The sequence below is a fragment of the Geodermatophilus telluris genome (genome assembly GCF_900102745.1).
Classification (GTDB): domain Bacteria; phylum Actinomycetota; class Actinomycetes; order Mycobacteriales; family Geodermatophilaceae; genus Geodermatophilus; species Geodermatophilus telluris.
Window position 1 is genome coordinate 932,437 of the sequence record NZ_FMZF01000001.1, and the last position, 26,964, is coordinate 959,400.

A 26,964-nucleotide genomic window follows, 5' to 3' on the forward strand; every position below is an offset into this window, starting at 1 on the left:
CTTCAGGGGCCCGCGCCGAGCGTGCGAGGCGTGGGGGGAAGGGTGGTCCTTCCTCAGTCGGCGGCGTCGCCCGGGGTGTAGCCGGCGGGCGGCAGCGGGCGGCGCACCACCGGCCGGACCTTCCGCGCCGCGGCCAGCCGCTCGGTGTAGCTCTGCGCGTTGAGCCGGATGTGGGTGAGGTCGTCCTCGGTGGCCGGCCGGATCACCTTGGCCGGGACGCCGGCGACCAGCGAGCCGGGCGGCACCTGCGTCCCCTGGGTGACGACGGCGCCGGCGGCCACGATCGAGCCCGAGCCGATGTGCGCGCCGTTCATCACCACGCTGCCCATGCCCACCAGCACGTCGTCGTCGACCCGCGCGCCGTGCAGCACCACCCGGTGCCCCACGGTCACCCCCCTGCCGACGACGAGCGGGAAGCCCGGGTCGGAGTGCAGCGTCGAGCCGTCCTGCACGTTGGAGCCCTCGCCGATCTCGATGACCTCGGCGTCGGCCCGCGCGACCGCGCCGTACCAGATGCTCGAGCGCGGCCCCATGGTCACCGCGCCGACGACCACCGCCGTCGGCGCGACGAACGCCTCGTCGTCGATGGCCGGCGCGCCGAAGGGCAGTTCCGCGATGTAGTTGTCCGCCACGGCCTCCACCCCAGCACACCCCGGGGCCGCGCGGGCAGACTCGCCCCGTGCCCGCCCCGCTGCCGCCGCTGCCCACCACCGTCGTCGGGAGCCTCCCGCAGCCGGCCTGGCTGATCGACCACGACCGCCTGGCCCACCAGTTCCCGCCGCGGGTGCGCGCCCGGGAGCTGTGGCGGCCGGCCCCGGAGCTGCTCGAGGAGGCCCAGGACGACGCGACGCTGCTGGTCGTGCGCGCCCAGGAGCGGGCCGGCCTGGACCTGGTCGGCGACGGCGAGCAGCGGCGGGAGTCCTACTCCAACCACTTCGCCACCGCGCTGGAAGGCGTCGACGTCGACACCCCGGGCACGGTGCTCAACCGGTCGGGGCAGCCGATCCCGGTGCCGCGGGTGGTCGGCGGGATCCGCCGCCGCGGCCCGGTGCAGGCCCGGGACGTCGCCTTCCTCCGCGCCGCCACCGACCGCGCCGTCAAGATCACCCTGCCGGGCCCGTTCACCATGGCGCAGCAGGCCCAGGACGAGCACTACGGCGACGACCGCGCGCTGGCCCTGGCCTACGCCGACGTCGTCCGCGAGGAGATCGCCGACCTGTTCGCCGCCGGCGCCGACGTCGTCCAGGTCGACGAGCCGTGGCTGCAGGCGCGGCCGGAGGTGGCCCGCCGGTACGGCGCGGAGGTCGTCACGCGGGCGGTGGAGGGCGCGCCGGGGCCGGTACACCTGCACCTGTGCTTCGGCTACGCGGCGATGGTCGCCGAGCGGCCCGAGGGCTACTCGTTCCTGCCCGAGCTCGCCGACACCCCGGTGGACACCGTCTCGGTGGAGACCGCCCAGTCCCACCTGGACCCCGCGTCGCTGCGGCCGCTGCGCGGCAAGGGCGTCGCGCTGGGCGTGCTGGACCTGTCCACGCCGGAGGTCGAGACGCCGGAGGTGGTGGCCGACCGGGTGCGGCGGGCGCTCGACGACGTCGACGTCGAGCGGCTGGTGCTCACCAGCGACTGCGGCCTGAAGTACCTGCCGCGCTCGTCCGCCGAGGGCAAGATGCGCTCGCTGGCGCTGGCCGCGGAGGTGCTGCGCACGGAGCTGTGAACACGGAGCTGTGAACACGGAGCTGTGAGCACGCGCTGTGGGCACGGCCCTGTGCTGACGGCCCGCGCCGCGCCAGGATCGCCGTCGTGACCCCGCCGACCGACCTGCCGGTGCTCGCCTTCCCCGACCAGGCCGCCTTCGAGGCGTGGCTGGAGGCCGAGCACGCCACCGCGCCCGGCTGCTACGTGAAGCTGGCCAAGAAGGGCGCCGGGGTGCCGTCGCTGACCCACGCCGAGATGGTCGAGTCGCTGCTGTGCTTCGGCTGGATCGACGGGCGCACCAACCGGCTCGACGAGCGCTTCTACCTCATGCGGGTCACCCCGCGGCGGCCGCGCAGCGTGTGGTCGCAGAAGAACGTCGCCGCCGTGGAGCAGCTCACCGCGGCCGGCCGGATGCGCCCGGCGGGCCTGGCCCAGGTCGAGGCGGCGCGGGCCGACGGCCGCTGGGAGCGCGCCTACGCCGGCCCGGCCACCATCACCGTGCCCGACGACCTCGCCGCCGCCCTGGCCGCCGAGCCGGCCGCGCAGGAGGCCTTCGCCGGGCTGGACGCGACCAACCGCTACGCGGTGCTGCACCGGGTGCACACCGCGGCGACGCCGGCGACGCGCGCGAGGCGGGTCGCCGCGGTGGTCACGATGCTGGCGGAGGGTCGCCGGCCACACCCGGCCGCTCCTGCCAGAACCGGGCGTCGCGCCGGCGCCACAGGAGCATGAGCACGACCCCGGCGAGCAGGATGCCGACGCCGATGACCAGCGGCGGGCCCACCCCGAACCACGCCTGACCGCCGTAGCTGTTCGCCGGGTCGGCGAGGTCGCGCACCGACAGGACGAGCAGCCACAGCAGCACCGCGGCACCGGCCAGCGGGCCGGCGCCGAGCAGCAGCAGGTCGCGCACGCCGCGGGTCAGCCGCCGGCGGAAGAACCAGGCGCAGGCCAGCCCGGTGAGGGCGTAGTAGAGCGCGATGAGCAGCGACAGCGCGGTGATCGAGTCCAGCAGCGCGTTCTCGCTGACCAGGTGCACGCCGACGTACCAGGCCACGGCCACGGCGGCGACCCACCAGGTGGAGACGTCCGGCGTCCGGAACCGCTGCGACACCGACCCGAACCGGGCCGGCAGCGCCGCCCGCCGCGCCATCGACAGGGCGGTCCGCGACGCCGGGATGACCGTCGTCTGGGTGGAGGCGACCGCCGAGGTGGCGACGGCGACCAGCACGACCCAGTCCCACCCGCCGAGCACCTGCGCCGACAGCAGCGCGAACACCGCCTCCTCCTCGTCGGCGTTGCCGGCCAGGAAGCCGGTGCCGGCGAAGGAGACGACGGCGACCGCGACGCCGAGGTAGGTGAGCAGCAGGACGACGGTGGAGAGCACCCCGGCGCGGCCGGGCGCGCGCAGCGGGTCGCGGGTCTCCTCGGTGAGGTTGACCGCCGACTCCCAGCCCCAGTAGGCGAAGACGCCGAGCAGCAGCCCCCCGGTCAGCGCGGTCCCGCCGGCACCGGAGGGGTCGAGCCAGTCCCAGGACGGCGTCAGCCCGCCGGACGGCGCGTCACCCCGCACCCCGCGGACGACGGCGACGACGGCGAACACCGCCAGCGCGACCGTCTGCGCCAGGACCAGCCCGTTCTGCACCCGCGCCGAGAGCTCGGTGCCCAGCACGCACAGCGCGGCCATGAGCACGACCAGCAGCACGCTCAGCGCCACGACCAGCGGCGTCGAGGCCTCCCAGGAGTCCAGGCCGAGGGCCAGCAGGGTGAACCGGACGCCCACCTCGGCCAGCGAGCCGACCACCAGGACGCCGGTCATCGCGATCGCCCACCCGCCGATCCACCCGGTGGTCGGGCCGAAGGCGCGGGTGACCCAGGAGAACGTGGTCCCGCAGTCGGGGTCGGCCCGGTTGAGGGCCGCGAAGGCCCCGGCGATGAGCAGCATCGGCACGAAGGAGGCGAGCACCACCCCGGGGGCGTGCACGCCCACCAGGGCCACGACCGGCCCGATGACCGCGGCCAGCGAGTACGCCGGTGAGGTGGCGGCCAGGCCGATGACCAGCGCGTCGAGGAAGCCGATGGCCTCCGGGCGCAGCGCCGGCTGCGGACGCTGCGCTGCCCGGGTCACCCCGGCACGCTACGTCCGCCGCTCAGGCGACGCGGACGGCGCCCCGGTAGCCGGACATGTCCACGCTGGTCACCGCGACCGGCGAGCCGAACGTGCGGGCGTGCACCATCTTGCCGTCGCCGACGTAGATGCCCACGTGGCTGACCGGGGAGTAGAAGTAGACGATGTCGCCGGGCATGAGGTCGGCGCGGGCCACCGGGGTGCCCATCGACGCCTGTGCGCCGCTGGAGTGCGGCAGCGAGATGCCGGCCGCCGCGTAGGCGTACTGGGTCAGTCCCGAGCAGTCGAAGCCGTCCGGGCCGGAGGCGCCCCAGACGTAGGGGTCGCCGAGCTGCGCCAGCGCGGTCTGCACGGCGACGGCGGCGGCCGGGCCGGGTGCGGCGGCCGCGGCGACCTCGGCGGCGGGCGCGGCCAGCGTGGGGCCGGCGAGCGCGGTGGTGACCACGGTCTGCTCGGCGGCCGACAGCCGGGCGAAGTCGGCCTCGTAGGCGTCGGCCTCGGCCCGCACCTGGGCCTGCTGCTCGTGCAGCGCGGCCAGCGCGGCGGCGGCCTCGCCACCGGCGGCGTCGGCGGCGGCGCGGGCCTCCGCGGCGCGCGCCTGGGCGGCGGCCACCTCGGTCAGCACGCCCTCGGTGTGGTCGGCGATGAGCTCCAGGGTGGTCATCTGGGCGACCAGGTCGTCGGCGGAGTCGCTGCCGAGGAAGGCGGCCACCCGCGACCGGGTGCCGCCGGTGTAGCCGGTCTGGGCGATGGCGCGGATCTGCGGCGCGTACTGCGCCAGCGTCGCCTCGGCCCCGGCGGCGGCGCGCTCGGCGTCGGCGGCGGCCTGCTGGCGGGCCTCGACGGTGAGCTCGGCCTGGTGCACCTGCTCGTCGAGCACGGCGAGCCGACGGCCGGTCTCCTCGACCAGCGCGGCGGCCTCCCCGGCGGTGGCCGGCGCGGCCGAGGCGGCGGTCGGGGCGAGCACGAGGACGAGCAGGCCGGCGGCGGCGACGGCCGCACCCGACCAGCGGCGACCCGTCGTCCGGTTGCGCTGCACTGTCGCCGTCCCCCCTGCCGCCGGTGGCGGCTCCTCCACGTCCTGCACGGACGGTAGGGAGCCCGCCACCGCAGGGTGACGACGGCGCGCGGGCCCGGCAGCGCGGCCGGGTCACACCGGACCCACCGGGCGCGGGGACCCCACGCGTCCCACGGGGCCCGGCAGGGGTCAGGAGCGGGTGCGGTGGCTGCGGTCGGGGGCGAGCGGCACGAGCGCGTCGGCGACCGCGCCGGTGACGAACGAGTAGACGGCCTTGCCGGCGAGGTCGACGACCTGGTCGCGGCGCGACCAGGTCCACGGCGGGTCACCGACGCCGGTGGCGTTCTCCAGCGTCTGGTCGGTGGCCAGCCGCACCGAGGTGAACCAGGCCGAGCCGCGCCAGCCGCGCAGCCCGCTGGCCGACCAGACCCCGCGCAGCGCGCCCACGGCGGCACCGGTCCCCCAGTGCATGAGGTGGTTGCGCAGCAGGGGGCGCTCCGACCCCGGGGGCCGGCGGCCGGTGGCGAGCGCGGTGAGCGTGCGGGCCGGCACGTAGGAGTCCGGCCGGCCGGTCACCTGCTGCTCGGCCTTGGTCGCCGCCGTCATCGCCGCGGTACCGGCCAGCCCGGCGAGGGCACCACGCAGCGCGGCTCGTCCCAGCACGGGCCCGGGATACCCAGCGGGGCCGGCGCCACACGGCACCGGCCCCGGTCAGGTCCTCGTCGCCGGAGCTAGCCGGCGAGGGGCTCCTCGGCGTCGAGGCCGGCCACCTGCTGCAGGTCGCGCAGGACCGCGGCGAGCTCGTCGGCGGTCCAGGGCTCGCAGCAGTCGCAGCCGTCCGGGCCGAAGCTGGCCAGCCCGAGCGTGCCGCCGGCCTGGTCCTCGTCGATGGCGAGGGTGCCCGAGACCGGGTGGCGGTGGCAGGCGCACGCGGCGGCGCACAGCCCGATGCCCCAGCCGGAGACGACGACGGTGCGGCCGTCGTCCCAGATCGTGCCGACCTGGAAGACGGAGGGCTTCTGCGTGCGGGTCATGGCGGGCTCCCCTCGACACCCCCGTCCCTGGGGGCTGGTGCGGTCGCGGGAGAAGGTAGTGCGCAATCGGTGTTTGAGCGGTGCACCCGTGCGGTAGAGAGGCTGGTTTCGTCGCCGCCGCCCCACGCGCCCCAGGAGCGACGCCGCTCAGACGTCGGTGACCCGCAGCCCGGCGTGCGCCTTGTACCGCCGGTTGACGCTGATCAGGTTGGCGGTGAGCGCCTCGACCTGGTGGGCGTTGCGCAGCCGCCCCGCGTAGACCCCGCGCATCCCGGGGACGGTGCCGGCCAGCGCCTGGACCAGGTCGGTGGCCTCCCGGTCCTCGCCGAGCACCAGCACGTCGGTGTCCACGGCGGTGACCTCCGGGTCCTCGAGCAGGACGGCGCTCACGTGGTGGAAGGCGGCGACCACCCGGCTGTCGGGCAGCAGCGCCGCGGCCTGCTGGGCGGCCGACCCCTCGGGGACGGCGAGGGCGAAGGCGCCCTGCTTGTCGAAGCCCAGCGGGTTGACGCAGTCGACGACGACCTTTCCGGCCAGCTCCGCGCGCAGGCCGGTCAGCAGCTCGGCGTGCCCGTCCCAGGGCACCGCGACCACGACGACGTCCCCGGCGCGGGCGGCACCGGCGTTGTCCGCGCCGGAGACGTCCCCGCCGGTGGCCGACGCCAGGTCGGCGGCGGCGGACTGCGCGCGCCCGGCGTCGCGGCTGCCCAGCACGACGCGCACGCCGGCCGCGGCGAAGCGCCGGGCCAGGCCGCGCCCCTGCGGGCCGGTGCCGCCCAGCACCGCCACGGTCAGGCCCTCGGGCAGGGTGGTGCCGCTCGCCTCGGTCACTGGACGCCTCCTCGCTGCGCTCCCCGGTGGAGCACCCGGGCGGACGCTAGCGGGCGCCCTCGCCCGATCGATGCGCAGGGTTCCCGTCGGCGCCGACGGCGCGCACCCAGACCGTGGTCAGGGTCCGCAGCAGCGCCTCGCGGTCGAAGTCGCGGCCGAGGGTGAGCCACACGTAGCAGGTGTGGTCGACCATCGCGCCGAGGACCTCCGCGGCCAGCACGGGGTCCAGCGCGCGGTCGGCGACCCCGGCCGCCTGCTGGTGGGCGATCCCGCGGGCGGCGCGCTCCACGAACGCCTCGCGCACCTGCAGCCGCAGCTGCCGCAGCTCGGGCGTGAACGTGCCGACCTGCTCGATCAGCGCGATGACCCGCGCCCGCGGGCGGTAGGCGTCGACGAAGCGCTCCATCGCCGCGTGCGCACGCTCGTAGGGCGTCCCGTCGTGGACGTCGGTGCGCAGCGCGACGAGCAGCTCGTCGGCCACGGCGGTGGCCACGGCCCGGAAGACGGCGTCCTTGGAGTCGAAGTAGGTGTAGAAGGTGCCCTGGGCGACCCGCGCCTCGGCGACGATGTCGGCCACCCGGGTGTCGAGGAACCCGCGCCGCTCGAAGACCCGGCGCGCGGCGTCGAGCAGGGCGGCCTTGCGCGCCTGGCCCCGGTCGGTCAGCGGCCCGGCCTCGCGGCGCTCCTGCTGGCCGGGGCCGCCCGCCATGCCGACGCCGGCGACCCGCGGTGCGCTCACGGGCCGCCCTCCCCCGACCCCGCGAGCTGCGCGCGGCCGCGGTCGAGCAGGCCGGCGCGCCGGCGCTCCACCTCGGCGGGGTCGTGGCGCGCCGCCCACTCGGCGGCGGTGGCGGCCTCGACGGCGAACCCCTCGCCCACGGCGGCGGCCTCGACGTCGCGGTAGGAGCGCAGCAGCCGGCGGACGGCGGCGCGGTCGTTGCCGGCGATGGTGGCCGCCAGCCGGTGCGCGGTGGGCAGCAGCTCGGCGTGCGGCACGACCTCGGTGACCAGGCCCGCGCGCAGCGCCTCGGCGGCGGAGAGGTGGTCGCCGGTGAGGCTCATCCGGCGGGCCAGGCCGCGGCCGACGGCCAGCGGGAGCAGCACGGTCAGCCCCCAGCCGGGCAGGACGCCGACCCGGGCGTGGGTGTCGGCGAAGCGGGCCCGCTCGGAGGCCACCAGGACGTCGCAGTGCAGCGCCAGCTCCAGGCCACCGGTGACCGCCGCGCCGTTGACCGCCCCGACCACCGGCGTGGACAGCCGCGCCCACGGCTGCCAGGACGGCCGCCCCTCGTCGCCACCCGCGGACGGGTCGATCCCGCCGCTGCCCAGCTCGCGCAGGTCCAGCCCGGCGCAGAACGCCGGGTCCGCGCCGGTGAGCACGACGGCCCCGACGGCGTCGTCGGCGTCCAGCGCGGCCATCGCCTCCCGCAGCCGGGCCAGCAGCCCGGGCGAGAGCGCGTTGCGGACCGCGGGCCGGTGCAGCGTGACGGTGGCGACCGGTCCGTCCCGCTCGACGAGGACGACGTCGGGCTCGGTCACCGCCGTCAGGCCGGCTCGAGGACGGCGTCGGCCAGCCGGGCGGCCGCCGCGGCCCGCCCGCCGAGCAGCGCCGCGTCGCTGACCGCGCGCTTGTAGTGCAGGTGGGTGGGGTGCTCCCAGGTGAAGCCGGTGCCGCCGTGCACCTGGACGGTGCCCCTGGCCACCCGCAGGTGCGCCTCGGTGGTGACGACGGTGGCCAGGTCGGCGGCCAGCGCGGGGTCGTCGGTGCCCTCGTCGGCGGCCCACGCCGCGTGGTAGGCGGCCGACCGGGCGTGCTCGACGTCGACGAGCATGTCCGCGCAGCGGTGCTTGATCGCCTGGAACGAGCCGATCGGCCGGCCGAACTGCAGCCGGGTGCGGGCGTGCTCGACCGCGGAGTCCAGCAGCCGCTGGGCGCTGCCGACGGCCGCCGCGGCCAGCACGACCGCGGCGGTCCGGCGGGCGGTGGCGACGGCGTCCGCGGCGGCCCCTGCGGACCCGACCGGGCGGGCCGCGACGCCGTCGAACCGCAGCCGGGCCTGCCGGCGGGTGAGGTCCAGGCCGGACTGCACCTCGCGGGTCAGCCCGGGCGCGCCGCCGTCGACGAGGTGCAGCGCCGGCCCCTGCTCGCCGGCGGCCAGCACGAGCAGCGCGTCGGCGGCCGCGCCGTCGAGGACGTGCGCCTGCCCGCCGGTCAGCGTCCCGCCGTCGGTGGTCACCGACGGCTGCGCCGGCGCCCAGGTGCCGCGGTCGTCGGTGGCGGCCAGCGCGAGCACCGTCGAGCCGTCGAGGACGCCGGGCAGCAGCTCGGCGGCGACCGCGTCGTCGCCGGCGGCCAGCAGCGCCGGGACGGCGAGGGCGACGGTGCCCAGCAGCGGCCCGCCCAGCAGCGTGCGGCCGGTCTCCTCGGCCAGCAGCGCGAGCTCGACCAGCCCCGCGCCGGCGCCGCCGTGCTCCTCGGGGACGGCGAGGCCGAGCAGCCCGACGTCGGCGCCCAGCCGCCGCCAGACGGTGCGGTCGAAGCCCTCCGGGGTGCCCATCAGCCGGCGCACCTCCGCCTCCGGGGACCACCGGGTGCACACGTCGCGGGCGACCTCGCGCAGCGCCCGCTGCTCGGCGGTGAACTCGAACTCGACCACGGGCCGGTCCTCTCGGGTCAGAAGGTGCCGCCGTCGACGACGACGCGCTGGTCGGTGAGGTAGGCGCAGGCGGGGTCGACCAGCGCGCGGACGACGGCGGCGACGTCCTGCGGGGTGCACACCCGGCCGAAGGGCGAGCCGGCGTCGAGCGCGCGGATGTCGGCTCCCTCGCGGGTGGCCCGCACCAGCCGGCGGCCCATCTCGGTGTCCACCAGGCCGGGGGCGACGATGTTGACCCGGACGCCGTTGCCCCGCTCCTCGCGGGCCAGCACGTGGGCCATCGCCTCGGCGGCGGCCTTGGCCATCGCGTAGGGCGCGCCGCCGGCCGACCACGCGCCCGCGGCGACGCTGCTCACGACGACGACGTCCGAGCGCGCGTGCCGGCGCAGGTGCGGCAGCGCGGCCCGGACCAGCTGGTGCGGCCCGACCGCGTGGACGGCGAGCAGCCGGGACACCTCCTCGGCCGTCGTCTCGCCCACCGGCAGCCCCCGGCTGGCGATGCCGGCGTTGCTGACCAGCAGGTCGAGACCGCCGAACTCCGCCACGGCGGCCTCGACCGCGCGGGCCGACGCCGCCGGGTCCTCGACGGAGGCCTGGACCGGGAGCACCGCAGCGCCCTCGCCGGTGAGCGTCCCGGCGAGCTCCTCGGCGGCGGCCCGGTCGCGGCGGTAGGTGAGCGCGACGGCGGCACCGGCCCGCGCCAGCTCGGCGGTGATCGCCGCGCCGATGCCGCGGCCGCCGCCGGTGACCAGGGCGACCCGGCCGGTGAGCGGCCCCCGCTCAGCCACGGGGGACCTCGCGCCACGGCCGGTTGGTGTCGGTCCGGGGCTCCCCGGGCAGGCCGAGCAGCCGCTCGCCGAGGATGTTCCGGAGCACCTCGGACGTGCCGCCCTCGATGGTGTTGGCGCGCGAGCGCAGGAACGCGCGCTGCACGTCCCCGGCCCCGGCGGTCTCGTCGGTGGCGTCGTCGACGCCGTCCGGCGGGTCGTAGGAGCCGTAGAGGGTGGCCTCGACGCCGAGCAGGTCCATGCAGAAGTCGTAGACCGCCTGGTTGAGCTCGGCGCCGACCAGCTTGGGGATGCTGCCCTCGGGCCCGACCGGCCGGTCGCCGCTCTCCACCCGCTGCCGCTCGCCGGTGAGCCGGGCGGCGTCGGCGGCGGCGAACAGCTGGGTGAGCCGGTCGCGCAGCGTCGGGGTGCGCAGGTCGGGGCGCTCGCGCCAGAGCCGCAGCGCCGTGCCGATGCTGCCGCTGCCCCGCCGGCTGCTGCCGCCGCCGATGGCGCGCCGCTCGTTCATCAGCGTGGTCATCGCGACCCGCCAGCCCTGCCCGACCTCGCCCAACCGGTGGCTGTCGGGGATGCGGGCGCCGTCGAGGTGGACCTCGTTGAACTCCGCGGCGCCGGTCATCTGCCGCAACGGGCGGACCTCGACGCCGGGGTCGGTCATGTCGAGCACGAAGTAGGTCAGCCCGCGGTGCTTGGGCACGTCGGGGTCGGTGCGGGCGAGCAGCAGCGCGCGGCGGGCCCGGTGGGCGAGGCTGGTCCACACCTTCTGGCCCTCGACCACCCAGGTGTCGCCGTCGAGGACCGCGCGGGTGGCCAGCCCGGCGAGGTCGGAGCCGGCGCCGGGCTCGCTGAACAGCTGGCACCACAGCTCCTCGCAGGTGGCCAGCGGGCGCAGCAGCTCCGCGGCGACCTCGGGCCGGGCGTGCTCGACCACGGTGGGCGCGGCCATGCCGTAGCCGATCGGGTTGATCGCGAAGGGCACCGGCCCGCCGGCGCCCTGCAGGACCGAGTCGGCGAGGTCCTGCAGGCCGGCCTCGACGCCGAGCCCGCCCGAGCCGTGGGGGAAGTGCACCCAGGCGAGGCCGGCGTCGAAGCAGGCGCCGAGGAACTCATCGCGCGGGGTGGACGCCGGCGGGTGCTCGGCGACGACGCGGCGGGCGGTCTCCGCCACCAGCTCGCGGTGGCTCGTGGGGGCGGTGGTGGTCACCGGGGACCTCTCTCGGGCAGCGGGGTCGGGCGGCTCGGTCAGGCGTCGTGGAAGACGGGCGCGCGGCGGCCGCGGAACGCCTGGGCGGCCTCGTCGGCGTCCCGGGTGTAGGTGGCGAGGATCTGCGTGCGGTTCTCCAGGTCGATGCCGGCCTGCAGGCTGCCGACCTCGAGCTGGCTCCACATGACCTCCTTGGTCAGGCGCACGCCCATCGGCGAGTTGGCCAGCACCGCGCGGGCGGTCTCCAGCGCGGCGTCGAGCACCTCGCCGTCGGGGACGACGCGGCTGACCAGGCCGGTGCGGTCGGCCTCGGCGGCGTCGACGAGCCGTCCGGTGAGCAGCATCTCGAAGGCGCGGGAGGCGCCGACCAGCCGCGGCAGCAGCCAGCTGACGCCGATGTCGCAGCCGGACAGCCCGAGCCGCACGAACGCGACGCCGAACACCGCGCTCGCCGCGGCGACCCGGACGTCGGAGGCCAGCGCGAGGGCCAGTCCCCCGCCGGCCGCGGGTCCGTTGACCGCGGCGACCACCACCTGCGGCAGCCCGCGGAGCTTCGGCACCAACGCGGCGATGTGCTGCTGCAGCGCCAGCCGCCGCTGCGGGCTGTCCTCCTCGCCCCGCCGTCCCTCGCCGCCCATGTCGTAGGCGGTGAGGTCCAGCCCCGCGCAGAAGCCGCGGCCGGCGCCGGTGAGCACCAGCACCCGCACCGACGGGTCGGCGGCCAGCCGGTCGAGGGTGGCGTGCAGCTCGCGCAGCAGGTCCGGCGACAGCGCGTTGAGCCGCTCGGGCCGGTCGAGGGTGAGCACCGCGATGCCGGGCTCGGGGGACTCCAGGCGCAGGGTGGTCGTCACGGGCGTCTCCCTCGGTCAGGTGTGGCTCAGCGGCCGGTGAAGCGCGGCTCGCGCTTGTCGAGGAAGGCGGCGACGGCCTCGCGGAAGTCGGCGGTGCCGAAGTTGACCTCCTGGCTGCGCGCCTCGTCCTCCAGCGCCCGCTCCAGGCCGACCTCGAAGGAGTCGGCGAGCATCCGCTTGGACGAGCGCAGCGCCACCGGCGGCCCGGCGGCCAGCCGCGCGGCCAGCGCCGCGACCGCCGCGTCGAGCTCCTCCGGCGGCACGACCTGGCGCACCAGCCCGGCCTCCAGCGCCTCCGCGGCGTCGACGACCTCGCCGAGCAGCACCAGCTCCCGGGCCCGGCGCAGCCCCACCAGCCGCGGCAGCAGCCACGAGCCGCCGAAGTCCACGGACAGGCCGCGGCGGACGAAGATCTCGGAGAACCGCGCCCGGTCGGTGGCGACGACGAAGTCGCAGCCCAGGGCGAGGTTCATGCCCGCGCCCACCGCGACGCCGTCGACCCGGGCGATCGTCGGCACGGGCAGCCGGTGCAGCGCCAGGCAGGCGCCGGTCACCTCGGCCATGCCCGCCAGCGGGGCGGCCGGCCGCTCGTCGCGGGCGGCGAGGTCGGCGCCGGCGCAGAAGTCGGTGCCCGCGCCGGTCACCACCAGCACCCGGGCGTCGGAGCGGCCCACCTCCTCGAGCGCCTCGCGCAGCAGCCGCCAGGCCCGCGGCGGCACCGCGTTCTTCCGCCGGGGGTTGGCCAGCGTGAGCGTCGCGACGTCGCCGTCCCGGGTCAGCGCGACCGGTGCCGGATCGCCCTCGGGGGTCACAGGTCGGCCGCCAGCTGCTTGAGCTGCTCGACGGTGCGCAGCCGGTCGGCCCGCTCGGGCTGCACCAGGGAGGTGACCAGCGTGGTGACACCGGCGTCGCGCAGCGCCGCCAGCCGCTCGGCCACCCAGCCCCGGGGGCCGACCAGCGAGGTGGCCTCGACCATCTCGGCGGGCACCGCGGCGGCGGCCTCCTCCTTGCGCCCGGACAGGTAGAGGTCCTGGACGGTGGCGGCGGCCTCGGCGAAGCCGTAGCGCACGGTCAGCTCGTTGTAGAAGTTCTTGCCGCGCGCGCCCATCCCGCCGATGTAGAGCGCGAGGCCCTCCCGCGACCGCTCGCGCAGCTCCTCCAGGCCCTCCCCGATCGCGCACGGGACGCCGACGCGGACGTCGAGCGGCCCCAGCGCCGGGTCCCGCTTCGCCCGCCCCGCCTCCAGCGACGGTCCCCAGATCTCGGCGGCCCGCTCGGGGACGAAGAAGATCGGCTCCCAGCCCTCGGCGATCTCGGCGGTCATCTCGACGTTCCTCGGCCCGATCGAGGCCAGCGCGACCGGGATCCGCTCGCGGACCGGGGTGTTGATCAGCTTGAGCGGCTTGCCCAGGCCGGTGCCCTGGTCGGGCGGCAGCGGGATCGTGTAGTGCTTCCCCTCGTACACCACGCGCTCGCGGCGCCACACCATCCGGCAGATCTCCACGATCTCCCGCAGCCGGCCCAGCGGCGCGTCGTAGCGGACGCCGTGGAAGCCCTCCACCACCTGCGGCCCGCTCGCGCCCAGGCCCAGGGTGAACCGCCCGTCGGAGACGGAGTCCAGTCCGGCCGCCGTCATCGCGGTGAGCGTGGGGGTGCGGGTGAGCGCCTGGAGGATGCCGCTGGTCAGCTCCACGCGCTCGGTGACCGCGGCCAGGTACCCGAGCTGGCTGACCGCGTCGAAGCTGTAGGCCTCGGCGATGGACACCAGGTCCAGGCCGGCCTTCTCCAGGTCGGTGACCTCGTGGGCCGCCTCGCGGAAGCCGCCGCTGTAGGCGATCCGCATGCCGATGCGCATGGCCCCGCCGTCCCCTCTGCGTCGTGCGGTGGGTGCGACGTCGCCGGTGCCGTTCAGGTGACGCTGACGTCAACGTCGGGCAGTCAAGCCCTGCGGTGGGTGCGGTGTCAACGCCCGCCGGGGACGCCGGGACCCGGCGTTGACGCCGCCGATCACCCGCTGCCAGGGTCGGGGCGCCCGGCACCGCCGCCGGACAGGAGGTCCGCATGACCACGCTGGACGACCCCGCTCCGCCTGCCCGCGGGGAGGTGCCCGGCTCCGCGCTGCCCGCCCGGCTGACCGCGCTGCTCGCCGACCTCGACGCCTTCGTCGCGGCGGAGATCGACCCGCTCGAGCAGCAGGACGACAACGTCCGCTTCTTCGACCACCGCCGCGAGTTCGCCCGCACCGACGTGGAGGCCGGCGGCGTGCCCCGGGCGGAGTGGGAGGAGCTGCTGGCCGAGGTGCGCCGCCGCGCCGACGCCGCCGGCTGGCTGCGGTACTCGCTGCCGGCCGAGCTGGGCGGGCGCGACGGCGGCAACGTGGACATGGCGGTGGTCCGCGAGCACCTCGCCCACCGCGGGCTGGGCCTGCACAACGACCTGCAGAACGAGCACAGCGTCGTCGGCAACCTCGTGGTGCCGCACCTGCTGCACCTGTTCGGCACCGCGGAGCAGCGCGAGGAGTTCGTCGAGGCGCTGGTCACCGGCGAGCGCCGGATGTCCTTCGCGCTCACCGAGCCCGACCACGGCAGCGACGCCACGTGGATGGACACCCGCGCCGAGCGCCACGGCGGCGACTGGGTGATCACGGGGCGCAAGCGCTGGATCACCGGCGTGCACACCGGCACCCACCTGCTGGTCTTCGCCCGCACCTCGGGCCGCCCGGGTGAGGCCCGCGGGATCAGCGCCCTGCTGGTGCCGATCGACGCGCCGGGCCTGTCGGTGCCGCACTTCTGGTGGACGCTCAACATGCCCACCGACCACGGCGAGGTGGTGCTCGACGGCGTCCGGGTGCCCGGCTCCGCGGTGCTCGGCGCCGAGGGCGAGGGGCTGGCGGTGGCCCAGACCTTCGTGCACGAGAACCGGATCCGCCAGGCGGCGTCGGGCGTCGGCGCGGCGCAGTTCTGCATCGACCGCTCGGTCGAGCACGCCCGGCAGCGGCACACCTTCGGCAGGCCGCTGGCCGAGCGGCAGGCGATCCAGTGGCCGCTGGTCGAGCTGCACACGGAGGCCGAGCTGGTCCGCACGCTCATCCGCGCCACCGCGGCCGACCTCGACGGGCTCACCGCCCGCGGCGAGCCGGCGGTGACCATCGGCCACCGCGTCTCGATGTGCAACTACCGCGGCAACCGGCTGGTGTGCGACGCCGCCGACCGGGCGATGCAGGTGCACGGCGGCATGGGCTACTCCCGGCACCTGCCCTTCGAGCACATCTACCGCCACCACCGCCGCTACCGGATCACCGAGGGCAGCGAGGAGATCCAGATGCGGCGGGTGGCCGGGCAGCTGTTCGGCTTCCTGCGGTGACCGCGGGGCCGGCGAGCGCGCTCGCCCGGCGGCTGACCCGGGTCTCCGGCCGGCCGGTGGCCGTCGAGGACCTGACCCGGCTCACCGGCGGGGCCAACCGCGAGACGTGGGCGCTCACCGCGGTGGACGCCTCGGGGCGCCGGGGCCTGGTGCTGCGCGGCGGCGCCGGCACCGGGGGCGCGCCGCTGGCGGTGGAGGCCGAGGCGATCACCGCGGCCGCCCGCGCGGGCGTGCCGGTGCCCGAGCTGGTCGACGTCGGCAGCGGGGAGGACGGCCTGCCGGCGGAGCACCTGCTCATGGGCCGGGTGGACGGCGAGACGATCCCCCGCCGGCTGCTGCGGGACGAGGCGTTCGCGGCGGCGCGGGCGGGGCTGGCCCGCGAGCTCGGCGCGGTCCTCGCCCGGCTGCACGCCGCCCCGCTCGACGGGCTGACCGCGGTCCCCGCCGCCGGCGACCCCCTGGAGCGGCTGACGACGACCTTCCTCACCGGCGGGCCACCTCCGCCCGGGCTGGCGCTGGGCCTGCGCTGGTTGGCCGAGCACCGCCCGCCGGCACGCGGTCCGGTGCTGGTGCACGGCGACTTCCGGCTGGGCAACCTGATGATCGGCCCGGACGGGCTGCGCGCCGTCCTGGACTGGGAGCTGGTGCACCGCGGCGACCCGCTGGAGGACCTCGGCTGGTGCTGCGCCAAGGTGTGGCGCTTCGGCTCGCCGCTGCCCGCCGCGGGGGTCGGCACCCGCGAGGAGCTGCTCGACGGCTACGCCGCGGTCGCCGGGTGGCGGCCGACGGCGGCGGAGCTGCACTGGTGGGAGCTGTACGGCACCGTCCAGTGGGGCCTGATGACGCGGGCGATGACCGAGCGCCACCTCTCGGGCGCCGAGCCCTCGGTGGAGCTGGCCGCGATCGGGCGGCGCGCGGCCGAGCAGGAGTTCGACGTCCTGCTGGCGCTGGGTCTCGACCGCCCCGACGACGCGGCGCCCGAGGACCCGGCCGGCGACGACGAGCTGCTCTTCGGCCGGCCCACCGCGGCCGAGCTGGCCGCCGCGGTCGGCGACTTCCTGGCCGGCGAGGTGCGGGCGGCCACCGGTGGCCGGACGTCGTTCCACGCCCAGGTGGCGGCCAACGTCGTCGCCACGGTGCACCGCGAGCTGCTGCTCGGCGACGGCGCCCGGGCGCGGCGGCGGGCCCGGCTGGCCGGCCTGGGCGTGGCCGACGACGCGGAGCTGTCCGCGGCGATCACCGAGGGCACCCTCGACGACCGCTGGGAGGCGGTCGTCGACGCCGTCCGCGAGGGCGTGCGCGACCGGCTGCGGGTGGCCAACCCCCGCCACCTCGCCGTCCCCGACGCCTGACCCGGGCCACTGCCGGGCGACCTGCTACCGGTCCTGGATCAGGAACCAGACGACCCACACGAGCGCGAACACGCCGAGGACGACGAGGAGCTCGTCCAGCGGTGGGAACGGATACGTGATCGGCGGTGGCTCGTCCGCGACGACCAGCACCGTCGTCCTCCGATCGAGCCGCCTGCAGGTCCACCGTCTGGATCGACCAGGACCCCGGTGGTCCTGGAGGGCTGGTCGCCCGACGATCCGGCGCGTTGCCGGGAATCCTCGCGCAGTGCGGGCGCTGCAGCGCCGGCACCGCGCGAGGAACGCCCGCACAGCCGGTCCCGACACTCCTGGGGCGTTCTCCGACCTCCCGGAGTGCTGCAGGACCCCGGGAGACCGCGGAACGCCCCGGGAGCGGGCGCAGGCCGCTAGCTGGCCGGCGACACCGAGCTCATGTTGAAGTCCGGCACCCGCACCGGCGGCATCGCGGCGCGGGTGAACCAGTCGTTCCACTCCCGCGGCAGGGTCCGCTCGGTGCGGCCGGCCTGCGTGATGCGGCCCAGGAGGTCCACCGGCGACTCGTTCCACCGGAAGTTGTTCACCGCGCCGGTCACCTCCCCGCCCTCGACGAGGAAGACGCCGTCGCGGGTCAGGCCGGTGAGCAGCAGCGTCTGCGGGTCGACCTCGCGGATGTACCAGAGGGTGGTCAGCAGCAGGCCGCGGTCGGTGGCCGCGACCATCTCGTCCTGGGTGGCGGTGCCGTCCGGCGACTCCAGGACGAGGTTGTCGACGGCGGCCACGGCCGGTGCGGTGGTCCGCAGCGCCCACGCCCGCGGCCGCACCAGGTTGGTGAGCACGCCGTCGCGGATCCAGTCCACGGCGGGGGTGGCCATGCCGTTGTCGAACACCGACGCCGCGCCCGAGGAGCTGCCGACCACCTGGAAGGTCGCGGTCTCCAGGCCCGGCTCGGCCGGGTCGCTGCGCAGCGTCAGCGGCAGCTGCGCCAGCCGGTCGCCGATGCGGTTGCCGCCCCCGGTGCGCGCGAAGACGTTGCGGCCCTCGTCGGCGTCGCGCGCCTCCATCGTCCAGTACGCGTAGAGCATCAGGTCGCTCACGGCCGACGGCGGCAGCAGCGTCTCGTACCGGCCCGCGGGCAGCTCGACGCGGCGCTGCGACCAGCCGAGCTTGCGCTCGACGTCGGCGGCGAGGTCGGGCACCGAGACGTCGCGGAAGTCGCGGGTGCCCACGCCGGACCACACCGAGCGGCTGAAGTCGGTGCTCTTGCCGTTGAGCTCCACCCGGCCGGAGGGCTGGTCGTGCCGCAGCCGCAGGCCGGTCGAGGTGCCGAGGTAGGTCGTGGTCAGCGAGTGCTCGGCGTAGCCGAACAGCAGGTCGCCGCGGCCGCGGGCGGCGCCGAAGGCCTCCCCCAGCGCCGGTGCGAACTCGGTGAACACCTCGATGGAGGTCTCGGCCGGGTCGGCGTCCCAGTCCCCCGCCCCCGGTGGCACCTCGCTCAGCAGCGGGACGGCGTCCTCGGCCGGGCCGGCGTCGCGGGCGGCCTGCTCGCTGGCGGCCACTAGCGCGGCGACGTCCGGCGTGCCGGTGCGCGCGACCGTGCCGGCCGCCATCCCGGCGCCGCCGTCGACGAAGGAGACGACGACGACCTGCCGCGAGCGCATCGCGCCGTTCGTGGTCAGGCTGTTCGACGCCCACCGCAGGTTGGCCTCGGTGCTCTCCACGACGTAGGCCACGCAGCCGTCGGCGGTCGAGGCGGCCAGCACCTCCTCGACCAGCTGCTGCGCGGTCCGTGCGCTCATCGCCCGCCCTCCTGCACCGTGTTGAGGATGGACACGCCCTCGAAGAGCGCGGCCGGGCAGCCGTGGCTGACCGGCGCGACCTGGCCGGGCTGGGCCTTGCCGCAGTTGAACGCCCCGCCCAGGCGGTAGGTGGACGGCCCGCCGACGGCGCGCATCGAGCCCCAGAAGTCCGTCGTCGTCGCCTGGTAGGCCACGTCGCGCAGCTGCCCGGCGAGCTCCCCGCCCTCGATGCGGTAGAAGCGCTGGCCGGTGAACTGGAAGTTGTAGCGCTGCATGTCGATCGACCAGCTCTTGTCGCCGACGACGTAGATGCCGCGCCCCACGCCGCCGATCAGGCCGGCGAGGTCGGGGCCGTCCGCCGCCGGCTGCAGCGACACGTTGGCCATCCGCTGCACCGGCACGTGGTGCGGCGAGTCGGCGAACGCGCAGCCGTTGGAGCGGGTCATGCCGCCGAGCCGGGCGGTGTTGCGGTCGACCTGGTAGCCGACCAGCACGCCGTCGCGCACGATGTCCCAACGCTGCGCCTCGACGCCCTCGTCGTCCCAGCCGATCGTGGACAGGCCGTGCTCGACCGTGCGGTCGCCGGTCACCTGCATCAGCGGCGAGCCGTACCGGAGGCTGCCCAGCTTGTCGACGGTGGCGAACGACGTCCCGGCGTAGGCCGCCTCGTACCCGAGCGCGCGGTCGAGCTCGGTGGCGTGGCCGACGGACTCGTGGATGGTCAGCCAGAGGTTGGACGGGTCGACGACGAGGTCGTAGCGGCCCGGGTCGACCGACGGCGCCTTGGTCTTCTCGCGCAGCAGCTCGGGGATCTCGGCCAGCTCGCCGTCCCAGTCCCAGTGCCCGCCGGTGACGAACTCCCAGCCGCGGCCGACCGGCGGGGCGAGGGTGCGCATGCTCTCGAAGGCGCCGGTGGCGCGGTCGACGGTGAGCGCGTCGAACACCGGGTGGATGCGCACCCGCTGCTGGCGGGTGCGGGTGCCGGCGGTGTCGGCGTAGTACTTCTGCTCCTTGACGTGGGTGCAGCCCGACTGCACGTGCTCCACGCCGTCGGCGGCCAGCAGCCGCTCCGACCACTCGGTGAGCAGGCCGGTCTTCTCCGCGTCGGGCACCTCGAACGGGTCGACGTCGTAGGCCGACACCCAGCTGCCCTCGTGCGGCGGCTCCGGCGCGAGCTCCACCCGGTCGCTGGCGACCGCGGCCGACACCTGCGCCACGGCGACCGCCTGCTCGGCCAGCCGCACCGCCTCCGCGGCGGTGAGCACGACGCCGGCGGCGAAGCCCCAGGTGCCCTCGTGCACCACCCGGACGGCCAGGCCCAGGTCCTCACCGTCGGTGAGCGCCTCCAGGCGGGCGTCGCGCAGGCTGATCGACTGGGTGCGGATCCGCTCCACCCGCAGGTCGGCGTGCTCGCAGCCGAGGTCGACCGCGCGGGTCAGCGCCGCCTCGGTGAGCGCGGACAGGGGCAGGGCGAGGAAGGACTCGTCGACGTCCCGGGGTTGCGGCACCGCCCCTGTCTACCAGTCACCCCGCCACCCCCTCCGGGCACTTCCGCGTAGGTGCGCGGGGGCCGTGCCAGCATTCGCGGCGTGCCCCCGACCGGCGTCCGCCGACGCGCCGACCTCGCCGCCGCGCTCCTGCTGCTCGCGGCGTCCACCGCGGTCGCCGTCCTGGCGCTGGCGACCGCGCGCGGCGTCGTCCCGGTGGGGGACGACGCGGTCGCGACCGAGTTCGTCAGCGGCTGGTGGTGGCTGGCCTTCCTCCTCGCGCCCGTGCCCGCGCTCGTCGCCCGCCAGCGGCGCGCGGCGGCGCGGGCCCTGACGGTCGCGCTGGTCGGACCCCAGTTCGTCGCCGCCGCGGTGTGCGCGGCGCGGTACCGCTCGTCGGGCTGGGGCGACGGCCTGGAGGCGTTCGCCTTCCTGCACCCGCTGCTGCTCACCGCCGTCGCCACGGCCCTGGCCGCCGCGCTGCGCCGGCGCGGCTAGAGGGCGGACGGCGGGGTACCGGGACCGCCATGACCGCCCCGGGCACCGCCGACGACGTCACCCTCACCTTCGGCGGCAACGCGACGACGCTGCTGCGGCTGGGCGGGTTCACGCTGCTCACCGACCCGAACTTCGTCGGCCGGGGGGAGCGGGTCTACCTGGGCAAGGGGCTGTTCGCCAAGCGGCTGACCGACCCGGCGCTGCTGCCGGAGGACCTGCCCGACCTCGACGCCGTCCTGCTCTCCCACCTGCACGGCGACCACTGGGACCGGATCGCCTACGCCCGCATCGACGGGGCCACGCCGGTGGTCACCACGCCGGCCGCGGCCCGCGCGCTGTCCTCGCGCGGCTTCGCGGCGACGGCGGACCTGCGGCCCTGGCAGGTGCACGAGATCGGCCGCGGCGAGGAGACGCTGCGGATCACCTCGGTGCCCGGCGTGCACGGCCCCGGCCCGCTGGCGCGGGTGCTGCCGCCGGTGATGGGCAGCGTGCTGGAGCTGGTCCGCGGCGGCGAGGTGTCCTGGCGGGGCTACATCACGGGCGACACGCTGTTCCGGCCGTGGCTGGGCGAGGTGCTGCAGCGCTGCGGCCCGCTCGACGTCGTCGTCCCCCACCTGGGCGGGACCCGGGCGCTCGGCATCACGGTGACGATGGACGGCCGGCAGGGCGCCGACCTGGTGGAGCTGCTGAAGCCGCCGGTGACCGTGCCGGTGCACTTCGACGACTACGACCGGTTCGCCTCGCCGCTCGGCGACTTCGTGCGGGAGGTCGCCGAGCGGCGGGTGCCCGGGGAGCTGCGGACGGTCGCGCGCGGGGAGACGATCTCGCTGCGCCCGTGAGCGCTCAGCGGGTGAGCAGCTCGTCGAGGCGCTCGTAGCCCTGCACGACGCCGACCTCCATGCCGCTGGCGAGCATCGCGTCGCGGTCGGCGAAGGAGTCGCACAGCGAGGTCGCGGTCAGCCGGGTGCGGCCGTCGCCGAGGTCGGTGAGCACCAGCTTCTCCAGGGCGACGCCGTCGGGCACGCCCTCGAAGGTGAACGTCTGCACGATCAGCTCGTCGGGCCGGACCTCGTGGAAGCAGCCGTGGAAGCCGTACTCGCCGTCCGCGTCCCGGTGCACGTAGCGGTAGGAGCCGCCGGTGCGGCAGTCGTAGTGGTCGATCCGCATCTCCAGCCCGCGCGGGCCCAGCCACCGCACGAGCAGGTCCGGGTCGGTGTGCGCGCGGAACACCTTGGCGGGCGGGGCGTCGAACTCGCGGGTGATGCGGATCAGCGGGACCTCCGGGTCGGCGGCGATCTGCGTCTCGCGCGTGCTGGTGGTCATGACGGGTTCCCTTCTCGTGGGGTGTCGTCCGGCAGGGACCGGAGGACGTCGTCGAGGCGGCGGTAGCGCTCCTCGGCCTGGCGGCGGTAGCGCTCGATCCACTTCGTCATCAGGTCGAACACCTCCGCCTCGAGGTGCACCGGGCGGCGCTGGGCCTCCCGGCTGCGGCTGACCAGGCCGGCGTCCTCGAGCACCCGCAGGTGCTTGGAGACGGCCTGCACGGTCACGTCGTAGGGGGCGGCGAGCTCGCCGACCGTGGCGTCGCCGACCGCGAGTCGGGCGACGATGTCGCGCCGGGTGGGGTCGGCCAGCGCCGCGAACACCCGGGAGAGCTCGTCCGCGGCCATCTCGCGCTCCTTGTTCAACCGTCTGGTTGAGGAAGAGGTTAGGACCGTGCGCCAGGCCTGTCAACCGTCCGGTTGAGGAACGGCCGGCGCCCGTCCTACCGCACCGCAGCGCGTCCCACCCGACGTCCCACGGTCGGGTCGGACGCTCGACGATCAGGTCACCTGATCGTCGCCGCGCCCACCCGGCCGGCGAGGCGGGCGGCGCGGTCGGCCACCTCGGCCCGCAGCGCGCCGGCGTCCACGCCGGTCACCGCGCCGTCGGCGACCACCCGCCGGCCACCCACCCACACGTCCCGCACCAGCCGCGACACCCCCGACCAGACCAGGTGGGTCAGCCAGTCGGCGTCGTCGCCCACCGGCTCGAAGCCGAGGTCGCGGGTGTCGACGTGCACCAGGTCGGCCCGCCGCCCCACCGTCACCTGCCCGAGGTCGGGCCGGCCGATCGCGTCGGCGGCCCCGCCGGTGGCCAGCCAGAACGCCTCGGCGGCCGTGAGCGCGGTGGCCGACGCCTCCCGCAGCCGGGCCAGCTGCGCGGCCAGCCGGACGTCGGCGAGCAGGTCCAGCCCGTCGTTGGACGCCGGCCCGTCGGTGCCCAGGCCCACCCGGATGCCGCGGTCGAGCATGTCGCGCACGCGCGCGAGGCCGCTGGCGAGCTTGGCGTTGCTGGCCGGGCAGTGGGCGACGGCGACGTCGTACTCGGCCCACAGCTCCAGGTCGCCGTCGTCCATGTGCACGCAGTGCGCGGCCAGTACCCGCCCGCCGAGGACGTCGTGCGCGGCCAGCAGCGCCGGCACCGACAGCCCGTGCGCGGCCAGCAGGTCGGCGCCCTCCGTGGCGGTCTCGGCCACGTGCAGGTGCAGCAGCAGGCCGTGCTCGCGGCAGAGCTCCGCGGCCCGGCGCAGCAGGGGCAGCGGCACGGTGTAGGCCGCGTGCGGGCCCAGGCCGTACTCGACGCGGCCGTCGTCGGCGACCCCGGTGGCCAGCTCGACGGCGGCGGCCATCTGCTCCTCCAGCGGCGGCATCCCCGGCAGCGGCACCATCGGCGCGGGGACCACCACCCGGGCGCCGGTGGCGGTGACCGCCGCGGCGATCCGCTCCGGCGAGAAGTACATCTCCACACTGGTGGTGACCCCGCCGCGCAGCATCTCCGCGGACGCCGCGGTCATCGCCACCTCGACGTCGTCGGGGGTCAGCCGCGCCTCCCGCGGCCACATCACCTCGCGCAGCCACCGGTCCAGCGGCAGCCCCTCGCCCTGGCCGCGGAAGAGCACCATCGGCGCGTGCGAGTGGGTGTTCACCAGCCCCGGCACGAGCAGGCCGGGCAGCGCCACGACGTCGGCGTCGCCGGCGGGCGGGGCGTCCGCGGCCGGCCCGACCCAGCCGATCCGGCCGTCGTCGACGTCGACCACGGCGTCGGGGACGACGGTGCCCGCCCGGTCCCCCACGACCACGGCCCGGGCGGTCAGGCGCTGGCGCATGGCGGCACGCTAGCCCCAGCGGCCCCCCGCGTCCCGGCGACGTCCGGGCGGTCCGGAGGGGGCGCCTCTACCGTGGAGCCATGTCCCTCCTCGCCGCCGCCGTCTCCGACCAGGGCGGGATCACCGGCTTCCTGCTCGACCTCGTCGAGCGGCTGGGGCCCGTCGGCGTGGGGTTCAGCATCCTGCTCGAGACGGTGATCCCCCCGATCCCGAGCGAGGCGGTCCTCGGCCTGGCCGGCATCCTGATCAACGCCGGCCAGATGAACATCGTCGCCGTCATCGCCTTCGCCACGCTCGGCTCGATCCTCGGCGCGCTGTTCTTCTACTACGTCGGCCGCGCGCTCGGCCCGCGCCGCTCGCACGCCTTCCTCGACCGGCTGCCGCTGGTGGAGACCGCCGACGTGGACAGGACCTTCGCCTGGTTCGAGCGGCACGGGCGCTCGGCGGTGTTCTTCGGCCGGATGGTGCCGATCGTGCGCAGCTTCATCTCCGTACCCGCGGGCGTGGTGCGGATGCCGATCCTGCAGTTCGTCCTCTACTCCGCGGCCGGCAGCCTGATCTGGAACACCGTGCTGGTCACCCTCGGCGTGCTGGCCGGTGACTTCCTGCAGGACAACCTGCACTACCTCGACTACGCGGTGGTCGCGGCGTTCGCCCTCGGCATCGGCTACCTGGTCTACAAGCGGGCCCAGGACGTGCGCCACCACCGGCGCCGGCGCACCACCGCCGGCCGGGCGGACGACGCCGGCGAGCGGCCGGCCGCGTGAGCGCCCGGCGGCCGCACGTCGTCGCGTTCGACGTCAACGAGACGCTGCTCGACCTCTCGCCGGTCCGCGCGGAGCTGGTGGAGCTCGGCCTGCCCGGCCACCTGCTGGCCACCGTCTTCGGCCGCACCCTGCAGACCGGGTTCGCCGCCACCGTGGCCGGCACCTGGCTGCCCTTCCGCGCCGCGTTCGACTCGGCGCTGGCCCAGCTCACCGACCTCGCCGACGACGACCGCGCCCGGGTGGCCGACGCCTTCCTCGAGCTCTCCCCGCACCCCGACGTCGAGCCCGCGCTGCGCCGGCTGACCGCGGCCGGGGTGCGCGCGGTGACGCTGACCCACGGCTCCCCCGGCGTGGCTGAGGCCGGGCTCGAGCGCGGCGGCATCACCCCGCTGGTCGAGCGCACGCTCAGCAGCGAGACGGTCCGCGCCTGGAAGCCGTCGCGCGAGGCCTACCTGTGGGCGGCCGGGACCTGCGGCGTCGCCCCCGAGCGGCTGGCGCTGGTGGCTGCGCACGGCTGGGACGTGCTGGGCGCCACGCGGGCCGGCCTGACCGGCGCCTGGTTCCCCCGCGGCGAGCGGGTCTACCCGCCGGCCTACCCGGCCCCGGCGGTCGTCGCGCCGGACCTCGCCGGCGCGGTCGAGGCGCTGCTCGCGCTCCCCGCGTGAGGCTCGTCGACACCCCGCTCGGGCCGGCCGGTGTGCACCGCGACGGGCCGGACGACGGGCCGCTGGGCACGCTCGTGCTCGGCCACGGCGCCGGCGGCGGGGTGGGCTCGGCCGACCTGACCGCGGTCACCGCGGCGGCGGCCGGCGCGGGCTGGCGGGTGCTGCGGGTCGCGCAGCCGTGGCAGGTGGCCGGCCGGCGGATCGCGCCGGCCCCGCCGCGGCTGGACACGGCGTGGACGGCGGTGCTCGGCACGCTGCGCCCGGAGCTGACCGGGCCGCTGGTGCTCGGCGGCCGCAGCGCCGGCGCTCGGGTGGCCTGCCGGACCGCGGAGCTGCTCGGCGCCGACGGCGTCCTGGCGCTGGCCTTCCCGCTGCACCCGCCGGGCCGGCCCGAGCGCAGCCGCGCGCCCGAGCTGGCCGCGGCCGGGGTGCCGCTGGTGGTGGTGCAGGGGGCCACCGACGCGTTCGGCCGCCCGGCGGAGGTCGCGGCGGCGCTCACCGGGGTGCCCGCCGCGTCGGTCACCGCCGTCCCGGGAGACCACTCGCTGGGCCGCGACCCGGCGGCGGTGGCCACGGCGGCGCTCGCCTGGCTGACGGACCTGGCCGCCGTCCGGGCCTGACCACCGCCCGCGGGTGCGGGCGGTGGCCGGGCGCCGGGCGGGTCTAGCGGCGGCGACGCCGGCGGACCACCAGCACGACCAGCAGCAGCACCGCGGCCACCCCGGCGGCCGGGGCGGCGAAGCGGGCCGCCGCGGCCCCGCCGGCGACCTCGAGGAGGTCGATCGGCTCGGGCTCGGCGGCCGGCGGGCGCGGGGCGGCCGACGGCGTGCTGCGCGGCGGGGCGCCGGTGGCCGGCCGGGTCGGCGGCGCGGTGGGACCGGACGGCGGGCCGCTGGGCGCCGCGCCGGTGGTCGCGGGCGCGGTGTCCCCACCGGCGGCCACGGCGGTCGCCGGCGCGGTGTCGGTGGAGCCGGCCGCGGTGATCGGCGTGGTGGGCGGGTCGGCCGCCGCGGTGTGCTCCCCGGTGCTCCGGTCGGTGGCGGCGGCCGCCGCCTCGCGGGTCGCCGTCCCCGCCTGGCGCACCTTCTCCGCCACGGCGTTGTCGCCCGGCGTCTGCTCCACGGAGGCGGCCACCTCCTCCACGACGCCGGTGGCGGTGGCGGTGGCGGTGACCGAGCCGGGGGCGTCGACCCGCGCCGCCTCGGCGCGCGCCGCGTCACCCTGCGCGTCGCCCTCACCCAGCTGGGCGGCGAGCTTGTCGGCGAACTGGCCGAGCAGCTTGTTGCCGACGTCGGTCATCACGCCGCGGCCGAACTGGGCCGGCCGGCCGGTGATGTTGAGGTCGGTGAGGACGTCGACCCGCGTGCTGCTGCCCTCGTCCTTCAGCTGGGCGGTGATGAGCGCGGCCGCGGTGCCGTTGCCGCGCTGGTCCTTGCCGCGGCCGTCGATGACGGCCTTGTGCGCGGCCTCGTCCTTCTCGATGAAGGACGCCTTGCCCTGGTAGGTCAGGTTGATCGGCCCGAGCTTGACCTTCACCCGGCCGGTGAAGGAGTCACCCTCGACCGAGTCCAGGGCGGCGCCGGGCATGCACGGGGCGATGCGCTCGATGTCGAGGAGCACCCGCCATGCCTCGTCGACGGGCACGGGGACGGTGAACGAGTTCTCCAGCTGCACGGTGCGACCTC

General features: G+C 76.7%; 30 protein-coding genes. 9 read left to right on the plus strand and 21 right to left on the minus strand.

The window, feature by feature from the left end:
* Positions 1-53: 53 nt before the first annotated feature.
* Positions 54-632: a gamma carbonic anhydrase family protein gene (locus BLQ97_RS04535; protein ID WP_091363969.1), complete on the minus strand. Its 579-nt coding sequence runs from the start codon at positions 630-632 to the stop codon at positions 54-56.
* 47 nt (positions 633-679) lie between these two features.
* Here BLQ97_RS04535 and BLQ97_RS04540 point away from each other — a divergent pair, with 47 nt between their 5' ends.
* Both BLQ97_RS04540 and BLQ97_RS04545 read left to right on the plus strand, forming a co-directional pair.
* On the plus strand, positions 680-1,714 hold the full coding sequence (locus tag BLQ97_RS04540; RefSeq protein WP_091363508.1) for a uroporphyrinogen decarboxylase family protein: 1,035 nt from the start codon (positions 680-682) through the stop codon (positions 1,712-1,714).
* An 86-nt stretch (positions 1,715-1,800) separates the two neighbouring features.
* Positions 1,801-2,427, plus strand: a complete 627-nt coding sequence (locus tag BLQ97_RS04545) for a YdeI/OmpD-associated family protein (protein ID WP_091363510.1) — start codon at positions 1,801-1,803, stop codon at positions 2,425-2,427.
* Here BLQ97_RS04545 and BLQ97_RS04550 read toward each other — a convergent pair.
* From BLQ97_RS04550 to BLQ97_RS04610, 13 genes are all read right to left on the minus strand, one after another.
* Positions 2,345-3,823: an APC family permease gene (locus tag BLQ97_RS04550; RefSeq protein ID WP_091363512.1), complete on the minus strand. Its 1,479-nt coding sequence runs from the start codon at positions 3,821-3,823 to the stop codon at positions 2,345-2,347. The two genes, BLQ97_RS04545 and BLQ97_RS04550, sit on opposite strands and share 83 nt — an antisense overlap.
* Before the next feature lie 22 nt (positions 3,824-3,845).
* Positions 3,846-4,862, minus strand: a complete 1,017-nt coding sequence (locus BLQ97_RS24145) for a C40 family peptidase (RefSeq protein ID WP_091363513.1) — start codon at positions 4,860-4,862, stop codon at positions 3,846-3,848.
* 168 nt (positions 4,863-5,030) lie between these two features.
* Complete coding sequence (locus tag BLQ97_RS04560) at positions 5,031-5,504, minus strand: hypothetical protein (protein ID WP_245691802.1); 474 nt, start codon at positions 5,502-5,504, stop codon at positions 5,031-5,033.
* Between the two features lie 68 nt (positions 5,505-5,572).
* Positions 5,573-5,875: a hypothetical protein gene (locus tag BLQ97_RS04565; protein ID WP_091363518.1), complete on the minus strand. Its 303-nt coding sequence runs from the start codon at positions 5,873-5,875 to the stop codon at positions 5,573-5,575.
* Positions 5,876-6,022: 147 nt separating this feature from the next.
* A complete protein-coding gene (gene npdG / locus BLQ97_RS04570) occupies positions 6,023-6,706 on the minus strand; it encodes an NADPH-dependent F420 reductase (RefSeq protein WP_091363520.1) in 684 nt (227 codons plus the stop codon).
* A 46-nt stretch (positions 6,707-6,752) separates the two neighbouring features.
* Complete coding sequence (locus tag BLQ97_RS04575) at positions 6,753-7,445, minus strand: TetR/AcrR family transcriptional regulator (protein WP_217637032.1); 693 nt, start codon at positions 7,443-7,445, stop codon at positions 6,753-6,755.
* A complete protein-coding gene (locus tag BLQ97_RS04580) occupies positions 7,442-8,245 on the minus strand; it encodes an enoyl-CoA hydratase (RefSeq protein WP_091363522.1) in 804 nt (267 codons plus the stop codon). The genes BLQ97_RS04575 and BLQ97_RS04580 overlap by 4 nt, the downstream gene beginning before the upstream one ends.
* Positions 8,246-8,250: 5 nt before the next feature.
* Positions 8,251-9,363 (minus strand): acyl-CoA dehydrogenase family protein, encoded by a 1,113-nt coding sequence (locus BLQ97_RS04585; RefSeq protein WP_217637033.1) that lies wholly within the window; start codon positions 9,361-9,363, stop codon positions 8,251-8,253.
* A 17-nt stretch (positions 9,364-9,380) separates the two neighbouring features.
* Positions 9,381-10,151 (minus strand): SDR family NAD(P)-dependent oxidoreductase, encoded by a 771-nt coding sequence (locus BLQ97_RS04590; RefSeq protein WP_091363524.1) that lies wholly within the window; start codon positions 10,149-10,151, stop codon positions 9,381-9,383.
* Positions 10,144-11,355 (minus strand): acyl-CoA dehydrogenase family protein, encoded by a 1,212-nt coding sequence (locus BLQ97_RS04595; RefSeq protein WP_091363525.1) that lies wholly within the window; start codon positions 11,353-11,355, stop codon positions 10,144-10,146. Before BLQ97_RS04595 ends, BLQ97_RS04590 begins: the two co-directional genes overlap by 8 nt.
* A gap of 38 nt (positions 11,356-11,393) precedes the next feature.
* Positions 11,394-12,206: an enoyl-CoA hydratase/isomerase family protein gene (locus BLQ97_RS04600; RefSeq protein WP_217637034.1), complete on the minus strand. Its 813-nt coding sequence runs from the start codon at positions 12,204-12,206 to the stop codon at positions 11,394-11,396.
* Between the two features lie 26 nt (positions 12,207-12,232).
* Complete coding sequence (locus BLQ97_RS04605; protein WP_091363527.1) at positions 12,233-13,018, minus strand: enoyl-CoA hydratase/isomerase family protein; 786 nt, start codon at positions 13,016-13,018, stop codon at positions 12,233-12,235.
* Entirely contained in the window at positions 13,015-14,061 is a 1,047-nt protein-coding gene (locus BLQ97_RS04610; protein WP_091363528.1) for an LLM class F420-dependent oxidoreductase, read from the minus strand. Before BLQ97_RS04610 ends, BLQ97_RS04605 begins: the two co-directional genes overlap by 4 nt.
* Positions 14,062-14,267: 206 nt before the next feature.
* On the opposite strand from BLQ97_RS04610, the gene BLQ97_RS04615 reads away from it, so the two are divergent.
* Both BLQ97_RS04615 and BLQ97_RS04620 read left to right on the plus strand, forming a co-directional pair.
* Complete coding sequence (locus BLQ97_RS04615; protein WP_091363530.1) at positions 14,268-15,569, plus strand: acyl-CoA dehydrogenase family protein; 1,302 nt, start codon at positions 14,268-14,270, stop codon at positions 15,567-15,569.
* Complete coding sequence (locus BLQ97_RS04620) at positions 15,566-16,921, plus strand: phosphotransferase family protein (RefSeq protein ID WP_091363531.1); 1,356 nt, start codon at positions 15,566-15,568, stop codon at positions 16,919-16,921. The genes BLQ97_RS04615 and BLQ97_RS04620 overlap by 4 nt, the downstream gene beginning before the upstream one ends.
* 24 nt (positions 16,922-16,945) lie before the next feature.
* Here the strand turns inward: BLQ97_RS04620 and BLQ97_RS24150 are convergent, their stop codons facing one another.
* The 3 genes from BLQ97_RS24150 to BLQ97_RS04630 form a co-directional block, all read right to left on the minus strand.
* On the minus strand, positions 16,946-17,071 hold the full coding sequence (locus BLQ97_RS24150; RefSeq protein ID WP_281181363.1) for a hypothetical protein: 126 nt from the start codon (positions 17,069-17,071) through the stop codon (positions 16,946-16,948).
* 254 nt (positions 17,072-17,325) lie between these two features.
* Entirely contained in the window at positions 17,326-18,714 is a 1,389-nt protein-coding gene (locus tag BLQ97_RS04625; RefSeq protein WP_091363533.1) for a metallopeptidase TldD-related protein, read from the minus strand.
* Complete coding sequence (locus tag BLQ97_RS04630) at positions 18,711-20,222, minus strand: TldD/PmbA family protein (RefSeq protein ID WP_091363535.1); 1,512 nt, start codon at positions 20,220-20,222, stop codon at positions 18,711-18,713. The genes BLQ97_RS04625 and BLQ97_RS04630 overlap by 4 nt, the downstream gene beginning before the upstream one ends.
* Positions 20,223-20,303: 81 nt before the next feature.
* On the opposite strand from BLQ97_RS04630, the gene BLQ97_RS04635 reads away from it, so the two are divergent.
* Positions 20,304-20,699 carry a hypothetical protein gene (locus BLQ97_RS04635; protein WP_091363537.1) on the plus strand — a complete coding sequence of 132 codons (396 nt, stop codon included), beginning with the start codon at positions 20,304-20,306 and terminating at the stop codon, positions 20,697-20,699.
* A gap of 29 nt (positions 20,700-20,728) precedes the next feature.
* Complete coding sequence (locus BLQ97_RS04640) at positions 20,729-21,538, plus strand: MBL fold metallo-hydrolase (protein ID WP_091363539.1); 810 nt, start codon at positions 20,729-20,731, stop codon at positions 21,536-21,538.
* 4 nt (positions 21,539-21,542) lie between these two features.
* Here the strand turns inward: BLQ97_RS04640 and BLQ97_RS04645 are convergent, their stop codons facing one another.
* The 3 genes from BLQ97_RS04645 to BLQ97_RS04655 form a co-directional block, all read right to left on the minus strand.
* The gene (locus BLQ97_RS04645) at positions 21,543-22,022 is read right to left on the minus strand and encodes an SRPBCC family protein (RefSeq protein ID WP_091363540.1); all 480 of its coding nucleotides are present in this window, start codon (positions 22,020-22,022) and stop codon (positions 21,543-21,545) included.
* A complete protein-coding gene (locus tag BLQ97_RS04650; protein WP_091363542.1) occupies positions 22,019-22,369 on the minus strand; it encodes an ArsR/SmtB family transcription factor in 351 nt (116 codons plus the stop codon). Before BLQ97_RS04650 ends, BLQ97_RS04645 begins: the two co-directional genes overlap by 4 nt.
* Positions 22,370-22,527: 158 nt before the next feature.
* On the minus strand, positions 22,528-23,847 hold the full coding sequence (locus tag BLQ97_RS04655; protein ID WP_091363544.1) for an amidohydrolase family protein: 1,320 nt from the start codon (positions 23,845-23,847) through the stop codon (positions 22,528-22,530).
* A gap of 80 nt (positions 23,848-23,927) precedes the next feature.
* Between BLQ97_RS04655 and BLQ97_RS04660 the strand changes: the two genes are divergently transcribed.
* Genes BLQ97_RS04660 through BLQ97_RS04670 form a run of 3 tightly spaced genes read left to right on the plus strand, consistent with a single transcriptional unit; the run spans position 23,928 to position 25,899 of the window.
* The gene (locus BLQ97_RS04660) at positions 23,928-24,614 is read left to right on the plus strand and encodes a DedA family protein (protein WP_091363546.1); all 687 of its coding nucleotides are present in this window, start codon (positions 23,928-23,930) and stop codon (positions 24,612-24,614) included.
* On the plus strand, positions 24,611-25,279 hold the full coding sequence (locus tag BLQ97_RS04665; RefSeq protein ID WP_091363548.1) for an HAD-IA family hydrolase: 669 nt from the start codon (positions 24,611-24,613) through the stop codon (positions 25,277-25,279). Before BLQ97_RS04660 ends, BLQ97_RS04665 begins: the two co-directional genes overlap by 4 nt.
* Entirely contained in the window at positions 25,276-25,899 is a 624-nt protein-coding gene (locus BLQ97_RS04670; protein ID WP_091363550.1) for an alpha/beta hydrolase family protein, read from the plus strand. The genes BLQ97_RS04665 and BLQ97_RS04670 overlap by 4 nt, the downstream gene beginning before the upstream one ends.
* Positions 25,900-25,942: 43 nt before the next feature.
* On the opposite strand, the gene BLQ97_RS04675 is transcribed toward BLQ97_RS04670, so the two are convergent.
* Positions 25,943-26,953 carry an SRPBCC family protein gene (locus BLQ97_RS04675; RefSeq protein WP_091363552.1) on the minus strand — a complete coding sequence of 337 codons (1,011 nt, stop codon included), beginning with the start codon at positions 26,951-26,953 and terminating at the stop codon, positions 25,943-25,945.
* Between the last annotated feature and the right edge of the window lie 11 nt (positions 26,954-26,964).

Excerpts from the sequence above, each read along its gene's own strand:
- BLQ97_RS04565 (WP_091363518.1), bottom strand. The coding sequence starts at position 5,875 with ATGACCCGCACGCAGAAGCCCTCCGTCTTCCAGGTCGGCACGATCTGG.
- BLQ97_RS04610 (WP_091363528.1), bottom strand. The coding sequence starts at position 14,061 with ATGCGCATCGGCATGCGGATCGCCTACAGCGGCGGCTTCCGCGAGGCG.
- BLQ97_RS04615 (WP_091363530.1), top strand. The coding sequence starts at position 14,268 with ATGACCACGCTGGACGACCCCGCTCCGCCTGCCCGCGGGGAGGTGCCC.
- BLQ97_RS04625 (WP_091363533.1), bottom strand. The coding sequence starts at position 18,714 with ATGAGCGCACGGACCGCGCAGCAGCTGGTCGAGGAGGTGCTGGCCGCC.
- BLQ97_RS04640 (WP_091363539.1), top strand. The coding sequence starts at position 20,729 with ATGACCGCCCCGGGCACCGCCGACGACGTCACCCTCACCTTCGGCGGC.
- BLQ97_RS04645 (WP_091363540.1), bottom strand. The coding sequence starts at position 22,022 with ATGACCACCAGCACGCGCGAGACGCAGATCGCCGCCGACCCGGAGGTC.
- BLQ97_RS04650 (WP_091363542.1), bottom strand. The coding sequence starts at position 22,369 with ATGGCCGCGGACGAGCTCTCCCGGGTGTTCGCGGCGCTGGCCGACCCC.
- BLQ97_RS04655 (WP_091363544.1), bottom strand. The coding sequence starts at position 23,847 with ATGCGCCAGCGCCTGACCGCCCGGGCCGTGGTCGTGGGGGACCGGGCG.
- BLQ97_RS04660 (WP_091363546.1), top strand. The coding sequence starts at position 23,928 with ATGTCCCTCCTCGCCGCCGCCGTCTCCGACCAGGGCGGGATCACCGGC.